Below are 23,531 nucleotides of genomic sequence, written 5' to 3' on the forward strand. Positions count from 1 at the left end.
ATTGGTGGACATGGGGACTGGCCTAACTTTTACTGGCGGGCTGGGCGCCCGGCTTGATCGGCGCGGGCAGGGGTTGCTGCAGCGCGCTGCCCGGGGGTGGAGACGTAACCGCACGGTCGCCCAGCAGCAGCGTGGGCGTGGTGCCCGCCGCCACCGTCACAGCGACCGCCGTTCCCACCGGGTGGCGCACCGTGTGGGGCTGCCAGGAGCGGACAGTGCGTCCGGAGGCCAGCGTCACATAGTGCAGCACGAAGGCGCCGTGGTACTCAATGGCGGACACGCGTGCCGGAGAGCGCGGGTCCGGCTGCAGCGCCACTTCATGGGGCCGCAGCACCACGTCGACGTCCGCTTCGCTGTTGGCCCAGCCGGGGACGGTTGATACGACGCCGATCTCGCAGGTCAGCAGGGCGCGGTGCACACGGGCCGGGAGGAAGTCGGCGTCACCCATGAAGGAGGCGACGAAGCGGGTGGCCGGCTGCTCGAAGACCTTCTCCGGTGTGTCCGCCTGTTCAATGACCCCGCCGTGCATGACCACCACACGTGTGCCCACGGAGAGGGCCTCGGTCTGGTCATGGGTGACGAGCACCCCGGTGGTGCCGGCCTCACGCAGCGTTGCCACCGTATCCCGGCGCACCTGGGCGCGCAGGGATTCGTCCAGGCTCGAGAACGGTTCATCAAGGAGCACGACGGCGGGGCGCGGCGCCAGCGCGCGGGCAAGCGCCACGCGCTGTTGTTCGCCGCCGGACAATTCGTGCGGGTACCGCCCGGCGAGGTGGGCGAGCCGCACGAGGTCGAGTACCTCCCCGGTGCGTGCCCGGCGTTCCTTGCGGTTCAGCCGGTCCAGGCCGAACTCGACGTTCTGGGCCACGGTCATGTGCGGGAACAGTGCGTAGTCCTGGAACACCAGGCCCACGCGGCGCCGTTCAGGTTGCACAAACCGGCGCTTATCCGCCACCACGTCCCCGGCAACCCTGATGGTGCCCCGGTCCGGGCGTTCCAGGCCTGCCGCCAGGCGCAGGGTTGTCGACTTGCCGCAGCCCGAAGGGCCAATCAGAGTCACCAGCTCGCCGGCCTGAATCGCCAGGTCCAGCGTGCCCACGCCCACGGCGGGGCCGTAGTACTTGCTGACACCCTCGAAGACCAAAGCTTCCGGGGCGCTCTCCCTGCCGGCGGGACGCCGCCCGCTTGCCACCCGTATGGTCATGCTGGGGCCTCTCCTCGGGTTTCACTGCCGCGGGCCTGCCGCACCAGGACCAGGACGGGGAGGACGGCTGCGGCGACGATCACCAACGCCGGCAGTGATGCCTTTTCCCAGAAGTTCTCGCGGGCAAGCTCGTAAACCCAGACGGCCGCCGTCGTAAATCCAAAAGGCCGCAGCAGCAGCACGATGGGCAGCTCCTTGACGGCGTCAATCGCCACCAGCATCAGAGCAACGGCTATCCCGGACCGTGCCAGGGGAACATGCACACGCGTCAGGATGCGCCGGGGGGCGGCGCCCAGGCTGAGGGCGGAGAAGGTGAGGGTTGACGGGATTTTCGCGAAGCTGGCGTCCACCGCCTGGTAGGCCGGTGCGAGGAAGCGGATTACGTAGGCGTACAGGATGCCCAGGACAGAACCGGTGATGAGCAGCCCGGTGCCGCCCGGAACGCCGGCTGCCTCCAGGGCGTTATCCAGCGCTGCAAAGGAGATGAGCACCCCGATCCCCACCACCGCGCCCGGGACTGCATACCCGAAGGTCGTCACCTGCGCTGCAGAGGAGACAAACCTGCCTCCACTGATGCGCACGCCGTGCCCCACCGTTACGGAGAGGATCACGCAGGCAGCGGCCGTGACAGCGGCGACGAGCAGCGTGTTGACGATGTACCCGCCGAACCTCGGGTCCTGAAGGAAACCGGGGCTCTTGACCGCCCCGGCGACGGCCCACCCCAGCAGTTGGAGCACCGGGATCAGGAAGCCGGTGCTGACAGCCGCCGTACAGAGGGCAGCTGCTCCCCAGCCGCGGCCGCCGTCAAGCCGTTGTGGCTGCAGGCCCTGGCCGCGCCCGCCTTGCCGGTGGAAGCGGGCACGGCCCCGCAGCGCCCGCTCGCCCGCCAGCACTGCGACGGCGAACAGCAGCACCAGAACCGCCAGTTGGGTTGCGGCGTGGAAATTGAAGGTGCCCTTCCAGACCAGATACACGCCCACGGAAACGGTCTGGACGTTGAAGTACTGCACCGTGGCGAAGTCGGTCAGCGTCTCCATCATCACCAGGGACATGCCCGCCGCCAGCGACGGTCGGGCCAGCGGGAGCAGGACGCGCCGCAGCGCCCGGCCACGCCCTGCGCCCAGAGTTCGGGCCGCATCGTACGTGCCGGCCGTGTGCTCAAGAAGCGCAGTGCGCGCCAGGAGGTAGACATAGGGGTACAGGGACAGCGACATCACCAGAATCGCAGCCGGCAGCGAACGGACCTCAGGCACCCACACGTCGGCACCAAATGTCGCGCGCAGGGCTGTCTGCACCGGCCCGGAGACGTCGAAAACGGACAGGAAGACGAACCCCAGAATGTAGGCGGGCACGGCCAAGGGCAGGACCAGCAGCCAGACGAAGACATTCCGCAAAGGAAAACGGTACGCGGTGACAAGCCACGCCAATCCCCCGCCCACCACGAGCGAACCCGCCGCCACGCCGAACATCAGGAGCAGGGTCGTGAGCACCATCCCGGCAAGGTCCCGCGGCGGGGTCGTGCCGCCCAGGCTCCCGAGCCCGTCGAGGATGACGGCGAGCACGGGAGTGGCAACCACCGCTGCCACCACAAGGACCAGGGCCGACCATGCCGGGCGGCCGGCACCGGCCGTCCGGAGTGGACGGCGCTTCGCCTTCCCCGCCTCTGCGAGGACAGCCGTTTCGGTCACTTGTATCCGGCCTCGGCGAGCAGATCGACGGCCTCGGTGTTGAGGTCGCCGTAGGCTTCGGCGTTCAGCGGCATTCGTTTGAACTTGCCGAAGTCCGCGATGACAGGCTCGGGTTTCACGGTCGGGTTGACCGGGAACTCGTGGTTCGCGTCCACGAAGGGGTTCTGCCCTTTGGTGGCGAGCCATTCGATGAGCCGCTGCGCGTCTCCGGCGTTGTCCGCGCCAGCCACGACACCGGCGCCGGAGATGTTGACGTGCGTGCCCGCGCCCTTCTGGCTGGCCCAGTAAAGGTCCACCTTGAAGTCAGGCTTTTCCTTCAGGGTACGGGCCAGATAGTAGTGGTTGTTGATTCCCACGTCGCAGGTTCCCGCGTCGATGGCTTCAAGCAGCAGGACGTCGTTGCTCATGATCTGCACGCCGTTGGCTACCCAGCCCTTGGCGATTGCCAGGGCTTTCTCCCGGCCGTGCAGGTCTATCAGGCTGGCCACCAGGGACTGCGTGTAGGAAGAGGTGGCGTCCCGCATGCACAGACGCCCCTTCCACTTGGCGTCGCTCAGGCCCGCATACGTGTCCGCGGGGTCGAACTCTTCAGGATCCACGGTGGTGGGATTGTAGGTGACGGTGCGGGCCCTCATGGCAAGGCCGTACCAGCGGCCCTGAGGGTCCCGGAGGTCCTTGGGCACCGCGTCATTAAGAACTGAGGAGTCGATGCTTGCAAGTTCATCCTGGCGCGCGGCGTTCCACAGGTTGCCGGCGTCCACGGTCATGAATACATCCGCCGGGCTATCCTCCCCTTCCGCTTTGAGTCGCTCGAGGAGCTCGGCGTCGCCACCGCTGATGAACTCCACGGAGATGCCGGTTTCCTCCGTGAACTGCCCAAAGGCACCCTCAAGGTCATAGTGACGGGCGGAGTAGATCTGAAGGTCGGCAGGCTGCTGCCCGCCGACCACGCCGCAACCAGCCAAGGCGGAGGCGATGACTGCAAGGCCTGCGGTGGCAGTAATCATGCGTAGACGGGGCACTGGGAGCTCTTCTCAAAGGGGCGGAACGGCGACCGCGCGTTATTTGGCAAGGCAAGGCTAACTTAATTCCCGAGCCGGCAGAAAATACGCGTCGAAGGAAGAAGCCGCACATGAACCCGAGGACGCCCAGGACGATTTCAAGAACACCGCGAGTCAGTCAAGCAGAAGCTCCTTCGCACGCGTCCCAATAACGTGCCAGGGAGGCCTTTTCTGCCGGCCTAAAGTCCGTGACGCGAGGCCGTTTTCCCGGCGAGCTACAGGATGATCTTGGAGGTGCTCAGGGCCAGGGTTACCTACTCCGTCAGGCTCTTCCCATTGGTTTCCGGCAGCCTCCAAGCCACCAGGGTGGAGATGGCGAGGAGTACTACGACATAGATGGTGAATGCGGCGGGACCGAAGACAGCGTTTGCCCAGCGCTGCAGGTACGGTGCTGTTCCGCTGGCGAGGCAGCGCGAATGCCTACAAAGGCCGGAAGAAGACCCTCAAGCCCGGGCGGGCGACTGGCCTGATGTGCCGCACGCTGCCGGGCCGAAGTCCTGCCCGTCGTTACAGAACATGGGCAGGAGAATGCGCAGGCCCCCGCTGACCGTTCGGCGCCAATGAGTCCCTTAGGGACTCTTCGCCGCCATTGGCTGGAGAATCGGTCCATGGGCAGCGCGAGTGGTTGTTAGGCCTCGAAGTGTGTTGTAGCGATTGCTCCTGAGGACCGGGAAACGATGGCTTGTGCGACGTCATGCAGTTTCTGGTGGCGGTTGCTGGAGAGCTTTCGCAGTATTTCGAAGGCCTCGGATTGCGGGCAGCGGCTCTGCGCCATGATGATGCCGCAGGCCAGGTCTATAGGGGTTCTGCGTGCCATGGCCGCGGCAAGGTCGCCAGCGCGCAGGTCGGCGGCGGTGATCCTGATGCCCAGCCGCAGGGCGCGCCCGGCGCCGCTGGCGAAGGCGGCAGCTTCTGCGATCGTCTCCTGGGTGAAGACACCGGTGGCGGAGGCGAAAAAGCTCAACACGGCAGCGGCGTCCTCGCCCAGATCCAGCGGCACCCCCAGAACACTCCGGCAGCCCAGGTCCGCCAGTTCCTGCCGGTACTGCGGCCACCGCACGTCACCTGACACATCTGCCAGCAGCACCGGCTCCCCGGTTTTGACCGCTTCAGCACATGGTCCCTCGCCCAGGCGCTGTTCCATGCCGTCCAGGAGGATAGCGTCATCGCTGCTGCCGGCGATCGTCGCGCAGCGTTTGCGCCGGCGCAGGGTGACGGCGCATTCAATCCTGGCGCTCGAGGCCCGGCTGACTGCTGCCGCTCCCAGGGCCGTCATCCCATCAAGAAACTCCTTGATGTCGTCCATGCCGGCGACCAGATCCTGCAACCGTTCAACATCCTTTGCATGCCCCGGGCTGTCCATGGCCCTAATGTAGGGGATGCCTGCCGCGGCAACCAAGACCATGGCCGGGGCGTGTGACGGAATCGAGCATCCGGGGCTGGTTCAATCGCTCAGCAGGGTGAGCATGTGAAAGCCGGCCCTTTTGGGCGGACTGTCGTCCCTTCGGTAATGTCCCCGCCTGCCCAAGTCGTATCCACCGGATCCCGGATCCCCTGCACCGGCGATGCTCTCGATTGCGCCTGTTCCTCTTCTTCTCTTCAGCTTGCTGCTGGATCATCGTTAGCTCCCGGAAGACGGGCACAACCGACATCCTCCGCCAACGGCGTCAGCCGCCCGACAGGCAGGTGTTCCAAAGCAGGAAACCTGTCCTGCTACCGAGTGATTGCAAAAATTGAAGGCGTTCCCTTCCAACAAGCTACTTTACTAAGTAACCTTAGTTTCACGGCTCGTGCAGGAGGGCCTTCGGTGCCGTCCGGAGGATCACCTGATGCACAATAAGCCAAGGGTTGCGCACGGCGGGGCCGGGGTGCTCCTGTCCGCCGGGAGCGCCGTCCTTGTGGTGCTGGGCTTGTCCGCCCGTCCCGCGAATGGGCCACCTCCTGCCCGCCACCCCGCCACAACTTTGCCTCCCTGCCGCGCATCCGCTCAGAACGCCCGGCCCTTAACCCCCACCACCCGGAGATCCGGGTACGGGAGCACCAGCCCATGCACTCCTGCCGCGCCGACGTGCTCGGTGCAGCGGACATTGGGCCGCACGATGTCCGTGACCTCAGCCCACATAAGTGACCAATCTGACCTAACCCGACGGGAGCATGATGAACAAGGATGACGACGTACGGCGCTTTCTGGATGCCGACCTGCCTACGCTGCTGGACCGGCTGGGCGATTGGGTCCGGATACCCTCCGTTGCCGGGGTTCCGGAACGGAAACACCACCTGACCCGGTCCGCCAAGTGGTTGGCCGGTGAACTGCGCGACGTCGGGTTTCCCACCACCGAAATATGGCAGGGGGCAGAAGGGCCCGCGGTCTTTGCTGAATGGTCGGCTGCCCCCGGCGCGCCCACCATTTTGGTGTACAGCCACCATGATGTCCGCGCCGTCAAACAGGAGAACTGGGACGAGACCGCCCCGTTCGACCCCGTGTTTCGCGACGGGAGGCTGTACGGGCGGGGAAGCTCCGACGCCAAGGGCCAGGTGATGGCCCACATCTGGGGAATCCGCGCTCACCTCCAGGCCACGGGGCGCAGCACGCCGGCAGTAAACCTCAAATTTTTAGTCGAGGGGGAGGAAGAGGCCGGCTCGCCGGGACTGCGGGACCTTCTGGAGGCCCACCGGCCCCGTCTGGACGCCGACGCAGTGATCTTCTCCGACACCCTGCTGTGGCGCGCAGACCACCCAGCGCTGTGCACCAGCGTCCGGGGCATGCTCGGAGTAAGCATCGAGGTCTACGGCCCGTTAACCGACATTCACAGCGGCGCCGTGTCCGGCACCGCCCCTAACCCTGCCCTTGAGCTCAGCAGACTGCTCGCGCAACTGCACGATCAAAAGGGCTGCATCACGTTCCCAGGCTTCTACGACGAGGTCGAGGAAATCTCCGCCCGCCGCCGGGATGAACTGGCAGCCCTTCCCTACGACCCCGAGGACTGGCTGGAACGCTCCCATACACGCAGCATCGGCGGCGAGAACAGCTACACCGTCCTTGAACGCCTCTGGGAGCGTCCCGCGCTTGAGGTCATTGCGCTGGAGGCCGGGGATCCGGTCGGCGTTCCCCGGGCGGCCGTCCCCTCCATGGCATCGGCCGAGCTAAGCATCCGCACCGTGGCCGGCCAGAAAGTCAAGGATGTGGCCGACCAAGTGCGTCGTTTTGTCGACGAAGCCATCAGCGACCACTATGCGTACAAGCTGTCCTTGGACACCGAGACCGCCCAGGAGTTCTACCGCACTCCAGAGAGCCCGCTCGTGGATGCCCTCTCAACAGCAATGGCCAAGGGCTTCGCGGTGCCGGAAGTTGGAAGGATGGGAAACGCCGGCGGCGGCCCGGCAGATCTGCTGTCCACCGCATTGGATGTCCCGGTGGTCTTCTTTGGGACCGGGCTGGTGGAAGACAACTGGCACGACAGCGACGAAAGCGTCCGAGCCGATCTCCTAAAGTCCGGGGCAGCGACTCTTGCGTTCCTGTGGGAGGAACTCGGCCGCCTCGCCTATCTTCCCCGCCCGTAACGCCGCATCCGCCGCTCCAAGCCGCCTTCCCGCCCCCGCGGCAACTGAGCGTCAGTCCCTGCCACGGGCGCCCCAACACGTCGTCCAATCCTCGCCTTACGGAACATCCCAAACTTCACGACACCGGGAACACGTAGTGCTGACGGATCCTAATATCCGGTTGAACTACGCCCCAGCCTGACGGCATGGGCTACTCGAAACCGTTCAGACAGAGCTTGTGCCCTCGGAGATCTTGGCTCGAGGACTAGCAAAGTGCGAATGCCCAAGCTGTCGGGTTGAGTTACCTGGATTGGAGGTTCCTGACGCCACTTCTTCCTGTCAGGCGTTACGCCTGGACAGCGGAACTGTAGCGCCGGGTCCACCGAAATCGAGAGCTATCGCTCGAGCCGTTTCCTGCAATTTGGGAACTACAATCTTTTCGATGGCCTTGGCAGAGGTCCGATGTGTCTGTAGGGAGACGTTGGCCGCCGCGACCATGCCGTTGCCGCGCCACACGGGAACTGCTACTCCGCGCAGGCCCTCCTCCAACTCCTCCGAAACCATGGACCAGCCCTTGGAGCGTGCTGTTTCCACCTCGGCCCGGAGTTGGTCAGCAGTGCCCACCGTGCGATCGGTGAACCGCTGCAGCTGCACCTCCTGAAGATACTTCTCCAGTTCCGGATCCGGCAATCCGCCGAGGAGTACTCTGCCCATGGATGTTGCCCAGGCCGGAAATCTGGTGCCGACGGTTATCGAGACGCTAAGCAACCTCGGGGACGGCACGCATGCCACGTACACCACGTCCGAACCGTCGAGGATGCACAGGGTTGTTGTCTCGTTCAAGGTTTTGGCAAGGGCCCTTAGGTGCGGTTCGGCCACCTTAGGCAGGGTCAGGCCAGCCAGGAAGGATCTGCCAACATCAAGGGAGCGCGCCGTGAGTTCGTATGTGGAACCATCCGCTCGAAGGTAACCGAGGTCCGTGAGGGTCATCAGGAAACGCCGGGCGGATGCCCGAGTCATGTCCGTTTGTGATGCGATCTGCGAGACCGTGAGTCGCGGTTGTTCGGGGGTAAAGGCGAGCAGGACATCAAAGGCCTTCTCCACTGACTTCACAAAGTAGGGCGGCTGCTCCTCCATGAACCTTGCGTTCCTCTCTGAATGCAGTGGCCCGCCGGCGCGGGCGTGCCGGGTTTCAGAGCCTTCTCGATCATATCCGGCCTATACCTCGAAGTCGCAGAGCGCATCACGGCCGCGTTCCCAGAATGGGCTGCCCGTTCCAGGAGGCTCAGGGTGTCCTTCAGCAGGGAACCTGTCCGCTGGTCAAGTCCCAGTACGGGAATCATTTCCGCAGCCTGCTCGCGCAGACGATCCCATCCGTCGATGCCGCCCGCTCCCAGTTCCCTGGCGCGGGCAATGGTCGCAGTAACGTGGCCAGCATAGACAAAGTCATAAACGACGGCATCGTCAGCAAGTGTGCCGTCGCCCCAAACGGGTCGATCGGAACGGTTCTTTCCGATGGGAGTGGCATTCACAATGAGGGAAGCATCCGAAGCATCGGTTTGGGCCTGTTCCCACGTCACGCCGTGGGCGTCCATGCCAAGGCTACGGGCAACACCTAGCAAATCTTCTGACGCTCGGGTATCCCTGTCGGTGATGGTGACGCTGCCCGTTTTTCCTTTGAGGGCTACTAGTGCAGCCCTGGCGGCCCCGCCTGCCCCCATCATCAGAACATTCCTCTGGTATTAGGAGCCCAGAAGGACTGCAGCGGCAGTGATATCGGTATTGTGCCCATCCAGCGCCGCCGGTGTCCCGACGCACCAACAAGTTGCAGGCACCGCTGAGCTGGACGTCTTCCGTGACGTAGTTAGCTGTTCCCGCGGCACATTGTTTGTGGGGCATGGTGACGTTGGCCGCGACCACGTCCTGTTCCAAGAGTCGGTTGCGCACTCGGCCCATGACTGCCCCTGCCGCAACATCCCAGGCCTCATAAGTCCAGTTGCTGCCAAGCTGGCGCAGAACCGGAGACCACAAAGCCGGCGACATCGCTTGGGAGGCCTCGGAGCCAATCAGAACAGACGCGATGGCGGAATGTGGTCTTCCATGGGATGCCTTTCATTGATGACGGGAGGCTTGTATCTCGAAGCAGGCCTAACGGAAGGCGTTGTGATCCGCTTCACCACCTAGTATGCTCGCATTGAACGCATTACGCACAGCTGTTCGCTATTCGTACAAATTGTTCAACCCGACTACCGCCTTCAGCGTGGAAGGACCACCAGAAATGACAAACATTGCAGCAGGGGCCGAGGCCGAATCGCCGGCAGACTCGCAAAGGCAGCTCAAACGCGCCAGGAAAGCGGCGCTGGCCGCATTCCTTGGCGGAGCGCTGGAGTACTACGACTTCTTCATTTACGCCACCGCTGCGTCGCTGGTGTTCTCGAAGATCTTCTTTCCGGCCGGCGACCCAACCGTTGCCCTGCTGGCTTCCTTCGCCACTTTCGGCGTCGCCTACGTCGCGCGACCCTTCGGCGCTGTCGTCTTCGGGCACCTCGGTGACAGGATCGGCCGGAAGAACACCCTGGTGCTGACCCTGGTCCTGATGGGAGCCGCCACGTTCCTCATCGGCGTCCTGCCCGACTTCAACACCGCTGGCTACTGGGCGCCTGCCCTGCTGGTGGTCCTGCGACTGATGCAGGGACTCTCCGCGGGCGCGGAAACAGCAGGGGCCTCCGCCCTCTCCACAGAAGAGGCCCCAACGGGACGCCGCGGCTTCTTCGCCAGCTTCGCCATGAGCGGCATCTCCGCCGGCATCGTCCTGGCCTCCCTCGCCTTCCTGCCCGTGGCAGCCATGAGCGAAGCAGACCGCCTGTCCTGGGGCTGGCGGATTCCCTTCTGGGGCTCAATCCTCGTGCTGATCGTCGCCTACCTCGTCCGCCGCTCACTGGACGAACCGGAAGTCTTCGAAGAAAAGCACGATCACGGCGAACTCGTGAAACTCCCCTTCGCAAAGATGTTCAAGACCCACCCGGCCCAGTTCTTCCAGGTGGCGCTGATGTCCTTCGAGACCGTCACCAACACCTTCATGCAGGCCTTCGGACTCGCCTACGCCGTCAGCGTCGGCGTGCCGGCATCCACCATGCTCTGGGTCAGCATCGCCGGCAACGTCCTGGCCATCGCCACCCAGCCCCTGATGGCGCACTTGTCGGACCGTTTTGGACGACGCCCGGTCTTCATCGCCGGCGTCCTGGGCTCCGGCATCATGATTTTCGTGTACTTCTCAGTCATTTCCACCGGCAACATCCCGATGATCTTCCTCACCAGCACTCTGATCACCGCCGGCACGTACGCAATGTCCAACGCGATCTACCCTGCATGGTTCTCCGAACTCTTCAACGTCAAAGTCCGCTACTCCGGCATGGCCATCGGCCTGCAGATCGGCATCCTCTGCGCCGGCTTCACCCCACTGCTCGGCACCGCCCTTGTCGGCGCGGACAAAGCCAACTGGGGACCTGCCGCCTGGATCGTAGCCGCCTCCTCCGTCCTTGCCGTCGCCGGCGCGCTATGGGCCAAAGAGACCAGCAAGACCCCCCTCCGGGAACTGGGAAACCCCGTCGGCTGAACATGACAGGGGAGGGGCGGTGGTGACAGCACAAGAGAATCCCGCCCCTCCCACTGAGGTCCAAAAGGAGCAGATGGAGTCCTAACAGTCCCGAGCCGCATCTCATTCCTGTTCACTCGGTACGTTCCCGGGATCCTAGGTCACGGCGCCTGGCTGCTTGCTCGCTGGTGCGGTTAGTCGACCGTTCGATTGCAGCTGACTACTGGTGGCACGTCTCTCCTCAGTTACCCGGTTTGGATAACCCTGAATTGACCCCAGCCGGGGCCGTTCAAACTCGCCCTAGTCCCCCGCGTCGTCGTCGGAAGATTTGGGCGTGAGTGCGCATATATGGCTGACGAAAGGTTGCCTGGGCCCTCAGTTCCTTAGCCAAGGGACGTTTATTGATACCGCGGACGTGCCGTTGCACGCTTCAGCCGCAGCCGAATACCGGACCCTGCACGGCTAGAGCACGTGCCTATGGTGTGGCTCCCAATTGTCGTAGTCCGATTAGAACTGAGTAGAGCGCGATAGCTGACCATTGACGCCCCATGAGGAGTTCATTGAAAGGCGGAGGACTATGGCAAGCCTGTCCTCCACCGCGTCAGCTGACTTAAGGCAACGGTCTAGAAGGGCTGCGATAAAACGCAGGAGTCCGACGGCGGGAGACCCGCCGTCGGACTCCTGCGTTCTATCTAAAGGGCTAGAACTAAATCGCACGTTCCTAGCCGGCGAAGAGCGGCGAGAGGGAAGTCCAGAACTGCCGGACGCCAAGGACAACGAACAGCAATGCACACAGTCCCAGCGCAATGTTGCTGTGCGGTTTGTTGGCCCAGGCCTTCGGGATCCGCCTGCCGTTGAGCAGGCCGAGCAGGGTCAGTGCCAGGAACGGCATGAACAGCGAGCCCAGGGCACCATAGAGCAGGATCAGGCCGATGGGCTGGCCCAGGGCAAAGAGGGCCATGGGCGGGAAGGTGAGCCAAAGGATGTAGAACTTGAAGTACTTTCCACCCACACGGGTGTCGGGATGTCCTGATTCCTTGCCCCGCATGTTGCCCCAGAAGTCAGCGAACATGAGGGAAACACCATTCCAGACGCCGATGATGGAGGAGAAGGAAGCAGCCCAGAAACCGATGAGGAACCCGGTTCCGACGACGTCGCCGTACTCCGCCTTCAGCACATCGTAGAGATCCAGCAGCCCTTCGTCGCTGGCGCTGAGGGAAACACCTGCGGACCGGACAACCTCGGCGCCCACAATGAGCATGGCTATGACAAAGATCCCGGTCATCACGTAGGCCATCGAGTTGTCGATCCGCATGACCTTCATCCACTTGGGCGTGTACCAGCCCTTCTCGCGCAGCCAGTATCCGTAGGCGGCGAGGGTTATGGTGCCGCCCACTCCGCCGGCCAGGGCGAGTGTGTAGAAGATGCCCCCGTCGGTTGAGGGAATCATCGGGATCAGCCCGGTCAGCATCTCCGGAATGTTTGGGGCGGCTATGACGGCAAGGCCCACCACGGTCACGAACATCATGCCCACCAGGGCCGCTGTGATTTTCTCGAACGTGGCGTATTTGCCCCACCAGACCATCGCGAAACCGGCCAGGCCCATCAGGATGGCCCATCCCCACAGCGGCAGAATGGGGAACACGGCCGCCAGCGGCAACGCTGCCGAGGACATGGCCGTGGCTCCGTAGACGAAGCCCCAGATCATGATGTAGGGCCCGAAATACCAGGTCGTCCATTTGCCGAGGGAGCGCCATCCCTCGAAGATCGTCTTTCCGGTGGCCAGCGTGTACCGCCCGGCCCCTTCAACGAGAATGATCTTCAGGACGACACCGACGATGACGGCCCAAAACAGGCCGTAGCCGTAGCGGGAGCCGGCCACCAGGGTTGCCACCATGTCGGCGGCGCCCACGCCGGTTGCTGCGACCACCAGGCCGGGTCCGATGATGCGCCATTTCGCGGGGCGGCCGCCGTCGTCGTCAATCCGGTCAGCGTGACTTACTCTGGACGGAAGCTGCTGATTCGCTTTCATCACCGGTTCGTTCTTTGGGGGTGTGCTGCCCAGGGCATCATTGCTCATGGCTTCCTCCTCGACGTTGATGGTCCCCCTGGTAAAAGAGGACTCCAGCCAAACTATGTGTGTCTGCCGCCACATCCAAGGCAATCCGGTATTTACTAACACTTCCTTAGGTCTCGGCGCCTGGGCGGTGGTGGTTCGGATGAAAGCCACTGGACTGTTGCCGCAGTGATGTGCACGGCTGGCTGAAGCACATGATGAGGGATTGCGCTTTCCCAGGTGCCGGGCTATGAACCGGTAGGAACTATCGCGTCCGTAGTCCAAGCGTCCAGCGTTTCACAGAGGCCAGCGGGTAACCACACCATTTGTCTGCGCGTGGCAATTGTCCGGAGGGCACGGCAGGAAACGGCCAAGTGTGCCGCAACCAAACCCAACCCGGGGTTCACTCACTGGGGCTCCTACGCCAAACCCATAGCCCTCCGCAACGCGGACAACAACCTCATTGCCACTGGGAGTAACTGTCATCGAACTTGGATGATCAGCATTGCTCTTCCGAAATCATTCGGTGGTCGCTACTCGCCTGCCCTTCTGATCCGGCAGGGCTGTTGCTAGGGACGAGAGTGAGGACACCCGGCATATGGCTAGATTGTCAGGGCGGACGGCTGCTGGCCCTTCATCGGCGCGGATTTTCTTCAGTCGTCCGGCTCGGGCACACCCGACCCTGTCATCGGTGGCGGACGACGGCATGTCCGATCTGGAACACCACCATGCGGACGACTAGGACGGCAAAGTCGCTTTCAGGGGCATCGTAGTGGCCGCAAGTCCGAGCAGGACTCCACCGCTCGCGATCCGAGGGTTTCTCCGCCCGAAACGAGTACGGGTCCGATCGGCCAGGCCATTCAACAGGGTCGTGGCAATCGTGCTCGCGATCGAGCCCGCCGCTGCCAGCGTGGCGTAGAGCGCGCGGCTCTTGGTCCGCTGCGCGGCGCCCTATCGGGCAGACATGGGCCGCCTGCGGCGGCCTCGAGTCGCGAATGCGCTCTGTCCTCCTACGAATTGTGTGGTGCGGAGTGCAAAGGTCTACCGCTCGATTGGCGGGGCATGAGGGTGGGCATGGATTTTCGGATTTTGGGTTCCCTGCCGGGGTTCACGATGAGGTCGATCGCGTTGCTTGCGATCTGGTCCAGGGGCACCCGCACGGAAGAGAGTGGGGTTGAAAGGCGGGACGAGAGGGGTATGTCGTTGTAGCCGACCAGGGCTAGGTCTTCTCCTACGGTGATACCGAGGCGGTGGGCGGCCGCGATGACCCCCATGGCCAGGTTGTCGTTGGCGGCAAACACCGCGCTGGGACGTGCTCCGGTGTTGCTGGCCAATAGATCTTGCGCGGCGGAGAAACCGCTTTCGATGCCATACCCGGCGGCTATCAGCCAGTCTTCCCGGGGCTTGATGCCTGCTTCTTCCAGGGCTTTTCGGGCGCCAGCGAGGCGGGCTGTCCCGGTGGACGTGAATGAAGGCCCGGTCACAACGGCGATATCACGGTGCCCAAGGTCAATGAGGTGCCTGACCGCGAAATATCCGCCCACCTCATCGTCGCCAAGTGCGGAGGGACTGACGCCGTCGGTACGCAGCACCAACGCGTGCGCCACACCCCGCTCGCGCAGATGCCGGGGCAGCTCATCGTCAAGTCGGGCAGTGGCGAGGATCAGCCCGTCAACATTGCGGTCGAGGAGTGTTTCGGCTGCCCGGCGTTCGTCGTCGGGGTCATCGCCGCTGGTGGCGACCATGGCGAAGTAGCCGCGGCCTGAGGCGGCGCGTTCCAGTTCCTCGAACATGAGGGCCATGACGGTGTCGCTGAGCCGGGGCACGAGCACGCCGAGGGTCCGGGTCTCGCCTCTGCGCAGGTTGGAGGCGAAGGAGTTCCGGCGGTAGCCGAGCTCTTCGGCAATCTTCCTCACATGTGCTGCCGCAGCAGACTTTGATGCAGTTCCCCGCTCATCCAGGGCACGGCTGGCGGTGGAAACACTGACACCACTGGCCGCGGCAACCTCCTTGAGGGTGACGGGTGTCCCTAACCTGCCGGGTTCCATGGGCGTTCTCCTGTTCATCAAGCTCTTGCTAGACACTCTATTTCCCCCCTTGCCGAAAAAGACCCTTGACAGTGAGCCACGACACAGCGCAGAATGAAAACGTTCCCGCAAACGTTTCCATCCTAGCGGGACCACCGACAAGACTAGACAGAGGTAGCTCTAATGACCATGGATCTTCGCGGGCTTGTCCCCGCACCTGTAACGCCGTTCAACCGTGACGGCAGCGTCGACGTCGACGCGATCCACCGCTTGGGCGGCTGGCTGGCCAGCGTGGAGGGCGTCAAGGGCCTCGTGGTTCTCGGACACGCCGGCGAAGGCACCTTCCTCACCCAGGACGAGCAGGCCCTCGTCATTCGTGAGTTCAAGAACGCCGTCAACGGCGAGATCCCGATCATCGCCGGCATCACCGCTGAGGGCAACACCGTCGCCGCACTGGAAGCCAAGCGTGCCGTTGAGGCCGGCGCCGAGGCCGGTCTGGTCTACCCCTCCCACGGCTGGCTCCGCTTCGGTTACCAGAAGGGTGCCCCGCAGACCCGGTACCAGGAAATCTACGAAACCAGTGGCCTGCCGCTGATCCTCTTCCAGTACCCGGATGCCACCAAGGCAACCTACGACCTGGACACCCAGCTGGAGATCGCCGGCATGGAAGGCGTGTTTGCCACCAAGAACGGCGTGCGGAACATGAAGCGCTGGGACACCGAAATCCCCGTCCTGCGTGCAACCTACCCGGACCTGCAGATCCTCACCTGCCACGACGAGTACCTGCTGCACACCATGTTCGACGTCGACGGCGCCCTGGTCGGCTACGGCGGACTCGCCCCCGAGCCGCTGGTGGAACTCATCGCAGCGGGCAAGGCCAAGGACTACGCCGCCGCCCGCGCCATCCACGACCGCCTCCTGCCCGTGACCAAGAACGTCTACCACCGCGGCTCACACATGGAAGGCACCGTCGCCCTCAAGGAAGGCCTCATCGCCCGCGGCATCCTCGAGCACTCCACCGTCCGACCGCCGCTGCTTCCCCTGGCCGAAGGTGCAGGAAACGAGATCGCGAAGGCCCTGCAGTCCGCCAACCTGGGCAACGTCACCGTACCTGCGTAACATCCCCATTTAGGGGTGGCGGACCGACACCGACCCGCCACCCCTCCCAAAACTTCACTCTCCCACCGGTCAAAGAGGACCCCAGCAAGGCAGCTGGAGAAGGAGGACTCGCCAATGCGCGAGCACAACAAGACCGCCCACGCAGTAAAGGTCCAGGCAGGGCATGCGGTCGGCAACGAACATACTTCACCTGCGTCCGGTTCACTTACAACCGATGCTCCCAAGCGCCGGACCTTCCTTGGCTACCTCGCCCTCATGGGGCCGGCGTTCGTCGTCGGAGCCTGGCAATTCGGCCCCGGAAACCTCACCACCGCCGTACAGGCCGGCAGCCGCTTCGACTACAGCCTCGTCTGGGTCATCGCCGTCTCCACCATCCTGATGATCTTCTTCACCGACATGAGCGTCCGGCTCGGCATCGCCACACCCACCTCACTGATCACCTCCATCAAGGACCACCTCGGCAAATGGGTGGGCGTCCTGGCAGGCTTCGGCGTCTTTGGCATCACGCTGATGTTCTCCGTTGGCAACGCCGTCGGATCCGGCCTGGGCCTGTCCCTGGTCTTCGGCGGCTCCCCAGTCCTCTGGACAGTGGTCTGCACCGCCGCCGTCGGCTTCGTCCTGGCCTTCAAAAACGTTTACGGGATCGTGGAAAGGGCCCTGCTGGTCATCGTTGTCCTCATGGGCCTGGCCTTCATCGCCAGCACCGTCGTCGCCCAACCCGACTGGTACCGCTCCATGGAAGGCATGCTCCCGACACTTCCGCCCGGAAGCGAAATCCTCATCGTCGCCCTCGTCGGAACCAACTTCTCCATCAACGCCGCGTTCTACACCTCCTACGGCATCAAGGAACACCGCCGCACCCGCGCCGACTACCGCGACATCACCCTCGTCGACACCATCCCCGGCATCGTCGCGCCCGGCATCATGACCGCCCTCGTCATCATGGTCGCCGCCGCAGTCCTCGGGAAGACAGGCGCCGAAGCCGGGACCATCAACGCCCTCGCTTCCGTCTTCGCACCTCTGGCAGGCCCCGTCGGAGCCAAGCTCTTCGCCCTCGGCCTCTCTGGAGCCGCCTTCTCATCGATGATCGCCAACGCCACCGCCGGCGGCACCATGCTCTCCGACGGCCTGGGCCGCGGCGCCAAAGCAGGATCACCTACCGCCCGCATCATCACCGGCACGATCCTAGCCTTCGGCCTGATCATCACCCTTACCTTCCAGTCCTCACCCGTGGCGCTGATCGTCATCGCCCAATCCCTCACCGTACTCATCGCCCCCATGCTCGGCGTCCTGATTGTCATCATGGCCAACAGGCGCTCCATCATGGGAGAGCTCCGCAACAAATGGTGGCAGAACCTCTTCGGCGCCATCGGCCTCATCGCCATCATCGCCTCCTCCATCAGACTCATCACCACCCTGCTCGGCTGAACAGCCACCCGGCACCGAACCGCATTCAAGGAGCGCCCCCTGCACACGCAGGGGGCTTCTTGGATGCGGGTAATTCGAAGCTCTCTTATGTCCAACAGCCGCCGCGCGCAGAGCGCCCGTTCCGCACCACGAAGTACCGCACGGTACCGGCATCGGTAACCTGGGTGGTGACCAGAATGTGGAGTCCTGCAGTCAGCCCGGTGCTGTTCTACACTCGACATAACGGGCCTATCCCCGAAGTTGCCTGAAGTAGTACAAACAGCCCCCGCGAAGGGAGGCGCACCCCCAATGCGCCACAATCGTGTTATCGCTGGAACGTCCGCTTTCCTCTTGGCCGTCACTGAGCTTTTGGCCGCGTCCCTGGGTAGCGGCGGTGGGAACACCGCTGAGGGAGTGCCGCAGCCAATTAAGACTCTCGCTGCGCCGGCCCCGCCATCACCGAAGGCCGCTTCACCTGCGCGGGAGGTGCGGATCGCTGCTGTCGGTGACATGAACGGCCCGAGGACGTACGCACGGAATGGCCCGTCCGGTCGGAACGGTGCGGCGATCACCAGGCTGGTGCAGAAGAACGAAATTGATGCGTTCCTGGGGCTCGGGGACTTCCAGTACGACGTTGCGTACTGTGCTGACTACGTGAAGTACTGGACGCGGCTGTGGGGTGGCACGAAGCCCAAGTTGTACTGGGTGTCCGCGCCCAACCACGACTGGAAACCCGGCCGGAACGAAGACCTCGACAACTTCATGAACGGCCAATGCCCGGGGTCTCGGGCGAAGGCTGCGATCAATCAGCAGCGTGGGTTCATCGGGAACGGGAAACCATACTCGAAGGACTTCGGGAAATGGCACTTCGCGTTCCTGTCCTCCGCGCACTGGCGGTACAACCCTGAGGAGGCCCGGGCGCTGACGACGTGGCTGGACAAAGACCTCGCTGCTGCCAAGGCGGCAGGTAAACACCTGGCCGTCGTGCACCACGAACCGTACTTCACCTCGAACACGAAAGAACATAAGCGGGCCCGTGACCACAAGCCGTGGATCGACGTGATGTGGAAGCACCGGGTCCGTCTGACCCTGTCAGGGTCACAACACAACTACGAACGCTCATGTCCGGTGAACAACGCTGACCGGTGCGTCAGTGACGGGATGACAGCGTTCCAGGTTTCCACAGGAGGTATCGGGCTCCGCTCCTTCACCAGCAGTCCGCCGTACATCGTGAAGCGATTCAGCAACACCCACGGCTTCCTGCGGATGACACTCCGAGACAACGGGTCGTTCAACTGGGAATTCATCCCAACGACAGGGAAGGGCACGGACGCAGGTACGCGTCCCGCACCAAAATGAAAGTCACCGCCAAGCCAAGCCTTCCTGAAGCCCTCCCTCGCCGGCAAACCTGCTATTTCCATAACAGCAACACAAGGTTAGGTTGACGGAATCTCCGTTATCGGCGCGGCGAAAAAGTCGGGGGAGTGACCTTATTAGCGGTCTGAAGTCCTAAATCAGAGGACGTCTACGGCCAATTTTTACGCTTTTCCCTTGAGAGGTTTGGGTTTACTTGCTGAAGCGGATGGCGTTGGTGAGTTCGCCGAGGCCCGGCGCGCTTACGGTGGCTGTATCGCCGTCGGTGAGGTAGAGCGCCGGATCCATGCCCATGCCCACACCTCCCGGGGTACCCGTGAGGATGATGTCTCCCGGGCGGAGAACGGTAAAGGTGGAAACGTACGATACGAGGGCGGCCGCGCTGAACACGAGGTTTTTTGTGGACCCATGCTGGCGGCGGACGCCGTTGATCTCGCACGAGATCTCGATACCGTCCTCGGGGTCCACCGCGTCAGCTGTGATGAGTGTCGGACCCAACGGGGTCGTGGAGTCCCAGGCCTTGCCTTGGAACCACTGCAGAGTCCGCTTCTGCCAGTCGCGCATCGACAGGTCGTTCGCCAATGTATATCCGGCAATTCCCTCGCGTGCCTCCTCCACTGAGGCACCCAGCAGTTCGGTCCCAATGACCACGGCGAGTTCCGCTTCCCAGTCGAGAGCGCCTTGCGCCGTCGGTGGTATCGTGACGTCCCGGCCTGGGCCGATCAAGGTGTCCGCGAACTTCGCGAAAAGAGTCGGGTATCGGGGAAGATCGCGCCCCATTTCCAGGATGTGGTCGGAGTAGTTCAGGCCGCAACAGATCACCTTGCCCGGAGCCGGCAGGGGAAGTTCAAGTTCCGCTTCGGCTTCGCTGACGCCGGCTCCAGGAGCCGCCGACGCGAGCACTGATTCGGCGTCCGTCCGCCAGGAGGAGCTAAGCAGGAACTGGCTGAGGTTCTCGGCGGGAAGCGCCAGCCAGTGGCCGCCGCGGCGTACAGCCGCCGTGACCCCTCGGGATGTTCGAAGCGTTGCCAGTTCCATGTTTGTCCTCCTGAGTTAAGGGAAATCTATATGTCTTTTTCTTGCGACCGTCGTCGAAACTCCACGTCACCTCGTCACCCAGGAAGGAGAGTAAACCCGGCGAAGTAGAAGTCCCAACCGCTGGCCGGTCCCCTGCGCCCGCTGCGGCCGCCACTGCGACCCTGTCGCTCTATGGACCGACGGCGACGTTAGTGGCTACTGCCACCAGCAGACCAGCGCACCCAGCATCTGCACCTGCGGGTACGAAGGCATCGTACCCGCCTCGTCGACGCAAGGCCCCCGTGCCGCCAGCGCTCAGGCAGGAGGACGTAGGCAACACGGAACCGGACAGTGATCGGGGACGTTGGCTGCCGGACAGGGCAGAATCGTGTCCCCTACATCTGCCGGTCAGGCGGTGTAGGGGCCGGTGACGCAGGTGCATTGGGCACCGGCTGTCTCAAGCCCGAACATCTAAATACTGCATTATCCTGAGGGAGTTCTAATGCGGTAGACGCCCCGCGGCTCATACTGGGTCAGCAGAGGGAGTATCACTCATCGTTTGCATCATCTGGCTGAGCCCTGTACTTGGGCACGCGCCTAGCTAGTTGGAGGGGAAGTTGTAGGAGGCGCCGGACGCGTGCTCAGCTTCGGGCCAGCGTGAGGTGATGACCTTGCCTCGGGTGTAGAACGAGACCCCTTCCGGGCCGTAGATGTGCTTGTCGCCGAACAGCGAGGCCTTCCACCCGCCGAAGGAGTAGTAGGCCACCGGCACGGGCAGCGGCACGTTGATGCCGATCATGCCCACATCGACGGAGCGCTGGAACTTCCGCGCCGCGGCACCGGAGGAGGTAAAGATCGCGGTGCCGTTGCCGTACGGGTTGGCGTTGATCAGCTTGATGCCCTCCTCCAGGTCCGCGACGCGGACCACCACGAGGACGGGGCCGAAGATTTCCTCGGTGTAGGCGGACATCTCGGTCCTGACGTGATCCAGCACGGTGGGACCAACCCAGAAGCCTTCCTCATGGCCGGGGACCACCAGGTCGCGACCGTCCACCACCATGGCGGCGCCGGCGGCTTCTGCTTCGGTAATGGTTCGGACGACGAAGTGCCGGGAGTCAGTGCTGATGACGGGGCCCATGTCGGCGTCGGGCTCCATGCCGTTCTTGACCTTGACGTCCAGAGCGCGCTCTCGGACCTTCTTGACCAGCAGGTCGGCGGCGTTCCCGACGGCGACGGCGACGGAGATGGCCATGCAGCGCTGCCCGGCGGAACCGAAGGCGGCGGCGGCGAGGTGGTCGGCGGCGTTGTCGAGGTCCGCGTCGGGCATCACTATGGCGTGGTTCTTCGCGCCACCCAGGGCCTGGACGCGCTTGCCGTGCGCGGTGGCGATCTCCATGATGTGCTTGGCGACAGGGGTGGAACCGACGAAGGAGATGCCGTCCACGTCCGGGTGGGTCAGGAGACCGGAGACGACCTCCCGGTCCCCGTGCAGGACCTGGAACACGCCGTCGGGCAGGCCTGCCTGCTTCCAGAGCCTGGCCAGCAGCATCGCTGCTGAAGGGACCCGGTGGGAAGGCTTGAGGATGAAGGCGTTGCCGGTGGCGATCGCCATCGGGGCCATCCACAGCGGCACCATGACGGGGAAGTTGAACGGGGTGATGCCGGCAACCACACCGATTGGCTCGCGGAACGAGAACACGTCGATGCCGGTGGAGACCTGGTCCGAGTACTCTCCCTTGAGCAGCTGCGGGATGCCGCAGGCAAACTCTATGACCTCCAGGCCGCGGCCGATCTCGCCCTTGGCGTCAGAGAGGACCTTGCCGTGCTCGGCCGTGATCAGTTCGGCGAGTTCGTCCACGTGGGAAGCGACGAGTTCGCGGAACTTGAACAGCACGGCGGTGCGCTTGGCCAGCGAGATGTCGCCCCACGTGAGTGCCGCGGCCTTGGCCGCGGCGACGGTCGCGTCGAGATCCTCGCGGTTGGCCAGCCGCAGCTCTGCGCTGATCTGGCCGGTGGCCGGGTTGTAGACGGGCTTGGAGGCGGTGCCTGTACCTGCGGCCTCGGCGCCGTTGATGAAGTGGTTGATGGTGGAGGTGACGGTCGTCGTGTTCATCGGTTCGTTCTTCCTGGCTTGAGCACCGGACGTTCATGCGCCCGCACATGCAGTATCTGATTAGTAGAGCTGTCTCTTGCCGCCCGCAGCGGGAGCGAGAGGAGGATGTATGGGGGATTGGCTAGGCGTAGATGCCGGCGTAAATGTCCTGGATTTGCTGTGCGTCCGGAATGACGGGGTTGTTGGCGGGTGAACCGGAGGACAGCGCCTGTTCGGCCATAAGCGGAAGCTTGGATTCCCAAGCATTCCGGTCGATGCCGAAGGCCTCCGGGGTGGGAACGTTTAGGTCGGCATTGATCGCATGGAGTTCGGTCACGAGTGCTACCGAAGCTTCCCTGTCAGTCGCTGCTGCGGAGGCGACGCCCAGAGCACGTGCGCATTCGGCGTATCGTGACTCCGCGGCAGTTACTGAAAACTCGGTTACAGCCGGGAACAGCATGGCGTTCGCCAGCCCATGTGCCACATGGAAATGAGCGCCGATCGGCCTGCTCATGCCGTGAACCAAAGCGACGCTGGAGTTGGAAAATGCGATACCTGCCTGGGTGGCGGCCAACATCATGGCCTCCCGGGCGGCCTGGTTCGAGCCGTCTTCGTAAACTTTTCTGAGGTTCGTCCCAATGGTCCTGATAGCTGACAACGCAAATGCGTCTGAGAAGGGACTGGCCTTCTTGCTGACAAAGGCTTCAATGGCGTGGGTCAGTGCATCGATGCCTGTATCAGCAGTCAGCCGGGGGGGCATAGACAAGGTAAGCGTGTGGTCGATAACAGCAGCAACAGGCAGGAATGCTGCGCCGGCGCACAACATCTTTTCGCTGGTCTCCGAGTCGCTGATGATCGTAAACTGCGTGGCTTCGGAGCCACTTCCTGCTGTGGTGGGAATTGCGACAACGGGAAGCGCAGGGCCAGTGTTGTTCCTCGGTGCCTTGTAGTCCCGCATTTCGCCACCTTGCCGGCTCAGAATTCCAAGAGCTTTGGCTGTATCGATTGCGCTGCCGCCGCCGAGACCGATAATGATGTCAGCCTGGTGTTCTTGAACCGCTCTCACGCCGTCACTCAGGGAACCGGTGGTGGGATCGGGAACCGTTCCGGAGAATACGGCGACACTCAGCCCGGACTTCCGGAGAGTGTCGGTCAAGATGCCAACCACGCCGCAAGCAACCATATAGGCGTCGGTGACTACAAGCGGACGGTGCCCCCCGAGGTCGCTGACTAGGGAGCCCGTCTCGTGGATGGCCCCCCCGCCTACTCGCATGAGGCGGGGAAGTGCAATGCTGGCAACCATGAAACACCTTTGTTTGATCACGCCCCTCGCACAGGGCGGTATGTATTG

Annotated in this window: 18 protein-coding genes and 1 pseudogene; 7 read left to right on the forward strand and 12 right to left on the reverse strand. The window is 63.5% G+C overall.

The features are described 5' to 3' along the window. Positions 1-22: 22 nt before the first annotated feature. The 4 genes from M1E01_RS18785 to M1E01_RS18800 form a co-directional block, all read right to left on the reverse strand. A complete protein-coding gene (locus tag M1E01_RS18785) occupies positions 23-1,204 on the reverse strand; it encodes an ABC transporter ATP-binding protein (RefSeq protein WP_457973024.1) in 1,182 nt (393 codons plus the stop codon). Then, the gene (locus M1E01_RS18790; protein ID WP_457973025.1) at positions 1,201-2,892 is read right to left on the reverse strand and encodes an ABC transporter permease; all 1,692 of its coding nucleotides are present in this window, start codon (positions 2,890-2,892) and stop codon (positions 1,201-1,203) included. Before M1E01_RS18790 ends, M1E01_RS18785 begins: the two co-directional genes overlap by 4 nt. After that, on the reverse strand, positions 2,889-3,899 hold the full coding sequence (locus tag M1E01_RS18795) for an extracellular solute-binding protein (RefSeq protein ID WP_457973026.1): 1,011 nt from the start codon (positions 3,897-3,899) through the stop codon (positions 2,889-2,891). Before M1E01_RS18795 ends, M1E01_RS18790 begins: the two co-directional genes overlap by 4 nt. A 682-nt stretch (positions 3,900-4,581) precedes the next feature. Then, positions 4,582-5,316 (reverse strand): GAF and ANTAR domain-containing protein, encoded by a 735-nt coding sequence (locus M1E01_RS18800; protein ID WP_457973027.1) that lies wholly within the window; start codon positions 5,314-5,316, stop codon positions 4,582-4,584. Between the two features lie 558 nt (positions 5,317-5,874). Here M1E01_RS18800 and M1E01_RS18805 point away from each other — a divergent pair. Together M1E01_RS18805 and M1E01_RS18810 are read left to right on the forward strand one after the other, a co-directional pair. After that, positions 5,875-6,081 (forward strand): annotated as a pseudogene (locus M1E01_RS18805) (cytochrome ubiquinol oxidase subunit I); the annotation flags it as partial. Between the two features lie 26 nt (positions 6,082-6,107). Continuing rightward, positions 6,108-7,514 carry a M20/M25/M40 family metallo-hydrolase gene (locus tag M1E01_RS18810; protein ID WP_457973028.1) on the forward strand — a complete coding sequence of 469 codons (1,407 nt, stop codon included), beginning with the start codon at positions 6,108-6,110 and terminating at the stop codon, positions 7,512-7,514. A 318-nt stretch (positions 7,515-7,832) separates the two neighbouring features. Here M1E01_RS18810 and M1E01_RS18815 read toward each other — a convergent pair whose 3' ends face one another. From M1E01_RS18815 to M1E01_RS18825, 3 genes are read right to left on the reverse strand one after another with little or no spacing between them, the layout of a single operon-like run. After that, positions 7,833-8,630, reverse strand: a complete 798-nt coding sequence (locus M1E01_RS18815; protein ID WP_457973029.1) for an IclR family transcriptional regulator domain-containing protein — start codon at positions 8,628-8,630, stop codon at positions 7,833-7,835. Continuing rightward, positions 8,603-9,088, reverse strand: a complete 486-nt coding sequence (locus M1E01_RS18820) for a hypothetical protein (protein WP_457973030.1) — start codon at positions 9,086-9,088, stop codon at positions 8,603-8,605. The genes M1E01_RS18815 and M1E01_RS18820 overlap by 28 nt, the downstream gene beginning before the upstream one ends. Positions 9,089-9,095: 7 nt before the next feature. Next, positions 9,096-9,536 carry a hypothetical protein gene (locus M1E01_RS18825; RefSeq protein ID WP_457973031.1) on the reverse strand — a complete coding sequence of 147 codons (441 nt, stop codon included), beginning with the start codon at positions 9,534-9,536 and terminating at the stop codon, positions 9,096-9,098. A 235-nt stretch (positions 9,537-9,771) separates the two neighbouring features. Between M1E01_RS18825 and M1E01_RS18830 the strand changes: the two genes are divergently transcribed. Next, on the forward strand, positions 9,772-11,109 hold the full coding sequence (locus M1E01_RS18830; RefSeq protein ID WP_457973032.1) for an MFS transporter: 1,338 nt from the start codon (positions 9,772-9,774) through the stop codon (positions 11,107-11,109). Between the two features lie 700 nt (positions 11,110-11,809). Here M1E01_RS18830 and M1E01_RS18835 read toward each other — a convergent pair. Further along, entirely contained in the window at positions 11,810-13,120 is a 1,311-nt protein-coding gene (locus tag M1E01_RS18835; protein ID WP_457975020.1) for an Nramp family divalent metal transporter, read from the reverse strand. Between the two features lie 622 nt (positions 13,121-13,742). Between M1E01_RS18835 and M1E01_RS18840 the strand changes: the two genes are divergently transcribed. Next, a complete protein-coding gene (locus M1E01_RS18840) occupies positions 13,743-13,886 on the forward strand; it encodes a hypothetical protein (protein ID WP_457973033.1) in 144 nt (47 codons plus the stop codon). A 268-nt stretch (positions 13,887-14,154) separates the two neighbouring features. On the opposite strand, the gene M1E01_RS18845 is transcribed toward M1E01_RS18840, so the two are convergent. After that, the gene (locus tag M1E01_RS18845) at positions 14,155-15,192 is read right to left on the reverse strand and encodes a LacI family DNA-binding transcriptional regulator (protein ID WP_457973034.1); all 1,038 of its coding nucleotides are present in this window, start codon (positions 15,190-15,192) and stop codon (positions 14,155-14,157) included. 162 nt (positions 15,193-15,354) lie between these two features. On the opposite strand from M1E01_RS18845, the gene M1E01_RS18850 reads away from it, so the two are divergent. From M1E01_RS18850 to M1E01_RS18860, 3 genes are all read left to right on the forward strand, one after another. Next, positions 15,355-16,290, forward strand: coding sequence for a dihydrodipicolinate synthase family protein (locus M1E01_RS18850; RefSeq protein ID WP_457973035.1), 936 nt, complete (start codon positions 15,355-15,357; stop codon positions 16,288-16,290). A gap of 114 nt (positions 16,291-16,404) precedes the next feature. Then, on the forward strand, positions 16,405-17,718 hold the full coding sequence (locus M1E01_RS18855) for an Nramp family divalent metal transporter (RefSeq protein ID WP_457973036.1): 1,314 nt from the start codon (positions 16,405-16,407) through the stop codon (positions 17,716-17,718). Between the two features lie 288 nt (positions 17,719-18,006). After that, positions 18,007-19,056, forward strand: a complete 1,050-nt coding sequence (locus tag M1E01_RS18860) for a hypothetical protein (RefSeq protein WP_457973037.1) — start codon at positions 18,007-18,009, stop codon at positions 19,054-19,056. A 207-nt stretch (positions 19,057-19,263) separates the two neighbouring features. On the opposite strand, the gene M1E01_RS18865 is transcribed toward M1E01_RS18860, so the two are convergent. From M1E01_RS18865 to M1E01_RS18875, 3 genes are all read right to left on the reverse strand, one after another. Beyond that, complete coding sequence (locus M1E01_RS18865; RefSeq protein WP_457973038.1) at positions 19,264-20,109, reverse strand: fumarylacetoacetate hydrolase family protein; 846 nt, start codon at positions 20,107-20,109, stop codon at positions 19,264-19,266. Between the two features lie 580 nt (positions 20,110-20,689). Continuing rightward, entirely contained in the window at positions 20,690-22,201 is a 1,512-nt protein-coding gene (locus M1E01_RS18870; RefSeq protein ID WP_457973039.1) for a CoA-acylating methylmalonate-semialdehyde dehydrogenase, read from the reverse strand. A 121-nt stretch (positions 22,202-22,322) separates the two neighbouring features. Then, complete coding sequence (locus M1E01_RS18875; RefSeq protein WP_457973040.1) at positions 22,323-23,483, reverse strand: iron-containing alcohol dehydrogenase; 1,161 nt, start codon at positions 23,481-23,483, stop codon at positions 22,323-22,325. Positions 23,484-23,531 lie beyond the last annotated feature (48 nt).

This window comes from Arthrobacter sp. D1-17 (assembly GCF_054130535.1).

Excerpts from the sequence above, each read along its gene's own strand:
- M1E01_RS18785 (WP_457973024.1), bottom strand. The coding sequence starts at position 1,204 with ATGACCATACGGGTGGCAAGCGGGCGGCGTCCCGCCGGCAGGGAGAGC.
- M1E01_RS18795 (WP_457973026.1), bottom strand. The coding sequence starts at position 3,899 with ATGATTACTGCCACCGCAGGCCTTGCAGTCATCGCCTCCGCCTTGGCT.
- M1E01_RS18800 (WP_457973027.1), bottom strand. The coding sequence starts at position 5,316 with ATGGACAGCCCGGGGCATGCAAAGGATGTTGAACGGTTGCAGGATCTG.
- M1E01_RS18810 (WP_457973028.1), top strand. The coding sequence starts at position 6,108 with ATGATGAACAAGGATGACGACGTACGGCGCTTTCTGGATGCCGACCTG.
- M1E01_RS18815 (WP_457973029.1), bottom strand. The coding sequence starts at position 8,630 with ATGGAGGAGCAGCCGCCCTACTTTGTGAAGTCAGTGGAGAAGGCCTTT.
- M1E01_RS18820 (WP_457973030.1), bottom strand. The coding sequence starts at position 9,088 with ATGGACGCCCACGGCGTGACGTGGGAACAGGCCCAAACCGATGCTTCG.
- M1E01_RS18825 (WP_457973031.1), bottom strand. The coding sequence starts at position 9,536 with ATGTCGCCGGCTTTGTGGTCTCCGGTTCTGCGCCAGCTTGGCAGCAAC.
- M1E01_RS18830 (WP_457973032.1), top strand. The coding sequence starts at position 9,772 with ATGACAAACATTGCAGCAGGGGCCGAGGCCGAATCGCCGGCAGACTCG.
- M1E01_RS18835 (WP_457975020.1), bottom strand. The coding sequence starts at position 13,120 with ATGAAAGCGAATCAGCAGCTTCCGTCCAGAGTAAGTCACGCTGACCGG.
- M1E01_RS18840 (WP_457973033.1), top strand. The coding sequence starts at position 13,743 with ATGGCTAGATTGTCAGGGCGGACGGCTGCTGGCCCTTCATCGGCGCGG.
- M1E01_RS18845 (WP_457973034.1), bottom strand. The coding sequence starts at position 15,192 with ATGGAACCCGGCAGGTTAGGGACACCCGTCACCCTCAAGGAGGTTGCC.
- M1E01_RS18850 (WP_457973035.1), top strand. The coding sequence starts at position 15,355 with ATGACCATGGATCTTCGCGGGCTTGTCCCCGCACCTGTAACGCCGTTC.
- M1E01_RS18855 (WP_457973036.1), top strand. The coding sequence starts at position 16,405 with ATGCGCGAGCACAACAAGACCGCCCACGCAGTAAAGGTCCAGGCAGGG.
- M1E01_RS18860 (WP_457973037.1), top strand. The coding sequence starts at position 18,007 with ATGCGCCACAATCGTGTTATCGCTGGAACGTCCGCTTTCCTCTTGGCC.
- M1E01_RS18865 (WP_457973038.1), bottom strand. The coding sequence starts at position 20,109 with ATGGAACTGGCAACGCTTCGAACATCCCGAGGGGTCACGGCGGCTGTA.
- M1E01_RS18870 (WP_457973039.1), bottom strand. The coding sequence starts at position 22,201 with ATGAACACGACGACCGTCACCTCCACCATCAACCACTTCATCAACGGC.
- M1E01_RS18875 (WP_457973040.1), bottom strand. The coding sequence starts at position 23,483 with ATGGTTGCCAGCATTGCACTTCCCCGCCTCATGCGAGTAGGCGGGGGG.